The organism is Alkalitalea saponilacus, from assembly GCF_900168165.1.
GTDB lineage: Bacteria > Bacteroidota > Bacteroidia > Bacteroidales > Marinilabiliaceae > Natronoflexus > Natronoflexus saponilacus.
Genome location: NZ_FUYV01000084.1, coordinates 1 through 1,421 on the forward strand (window position 1 = coordinate 1; position 1,421 = coordinate 1,421).

A 1,421-nucleotide genomic window follows, 5' to 3' on the forward strand; every position below is an offset into this window, starting at 1 on the left:
CATACGGCTCTTACGGCGATGCCACCAAAAAGAATGCCGGCATTTGCGGCGTTGGCGAAATGTGGGGGTATTATGTTGGTGGGTTGTTGGCAACGAGGCAGTATGAGGGGACGCATTTTAGGGGGGATGATTGGTTTGAATACAGAATATTAAGGCAACTTACAAGTAATTCTCAAACTTGGTTGCCACGGTTAACAAATCCATTAACCGAAAAACAAATATTCGACTGCTTAACCAGCGATGTAAGAAGTCATTCACAATTACGTAACCGTTTAATTCAAAGATATGGACGCCAACAAGAAATTACAACGATATTTACCCATTTTGGGTTTTAGTTTGCTTATGGTAGTTGTAAATATTTCGTGTAAATACAACGTAATTGCAGAGTACTCATTCCACAATAAGTTAGAAAGCGATGTGGAGTTGCTGCTTTACATGAGTGGTGACCCGTTTAAGGGTAAGGTTTATAGTCAGTACATTATTCCAAGCGGAGAATACGTTAAGTTTATTATGCTACAAACCGATAAGAGAGATGGCTTTGGTCAGGAGTATTTTTGTCATCAGCTCGACTCGGCAAAATTAAGGATTAATGGTGATAATGAATTTATTGCCACTTGGCGTAATGGGGAAGAGGCGGAATACACTTCTGGCTATGAAATGAAATGGAATTTCTTCTGCGAGTGGTGGGAGAAAATCCAACATGGTGGTAGCCATGCGGAATACCGTTACTGGCTTCAGCTAATCGATGAGAATTGAGTAAATTACACACTCTAAGGATTTTGGAAACCCAAAACCCTTAGAGTGTATATTAACACTATTGTTTCCAACTTTTGCGGTGGGGGTATTATGTTGGGGGGGGGGTGGCTAAGGAGGAGTATGAGGGGGATAGATATGAAGGCGAATGGTATTGGTTTCGCCCATTCATTATGAAACGATTAGTTGAAAATGCAGGATTAACACAAAAGCAAATTATTGATTGCCTGACAAGTGATGTTAGAAGTCATGAACAATTACGTAATCGTTTAATTTCAAGATATGGAAAGAAAGATGAAATCACACAAGTCTTTAAAGATTGGGGGTTTTAGTATTATTCTAATATGCCTATTATGTGCTTGTGATCCAGTTGAAGAGCATAAAGAAGAATGGTCTTTTAACAACTATATAGGGTTTAATATTGACCTAAAGATATACTTAAAAAACGGTCATACATCAGATTATCTTAATTTAGCAAGTGGTGATAGTGTTATGCTTTTTACAAATGTTATTAAAAACGTTGGAGGAGTAGGTGCTGGATATTTTCTTAACACCATAGATTCATTATATCTTATCACTAGTGTCCCATTAAAATTGGGACGTTATTAAAAATTAAACAAATTTGGCTCATTAAGTCTAAAACGTTCTTTGTCATATTGAAATTTAGT

Annotated in this window: 3 protein-coding genes; all 3 read left to right on the forward strand. The window is 37.2% G+C overall.

The features are described 5' to 3' along the window. A partial coding sequence (locus tag B5X70_RS18110) for a hypothetical protein (protein WP_200812624.1) occupies nt 1-335 on the forward strand: 335 nt, incomplete at its 5' end. After that, nucleotides 286-756 (forward strand): hypothetical protein, encoded by a 471-nt coding sequence (locus tag B5X70_RS17720; RefSeq protein ID WP_088328810.1) that lies wholly within the window; start codon nt 286-288, stop codon nt 754-756. The genes B5X70_RS18110 and B5X70_RS17720, both read left to right, overlap by 50 nt. Before the next feature lie 279 nt (nt 757-1,035). Beyond that, on the forward strand, nt 1,036-1,362 hold the full coding sequence (locus B5X70_RS17725; protein ID WP_079559235.1) for a hypothetical protein: 327 nt from the start codon (nt 1,036-1,038) through the stop codon (nt 1,360-1,362). Nucleotides 1,363-1,421 lie beyond the last annotated feature (59 nt).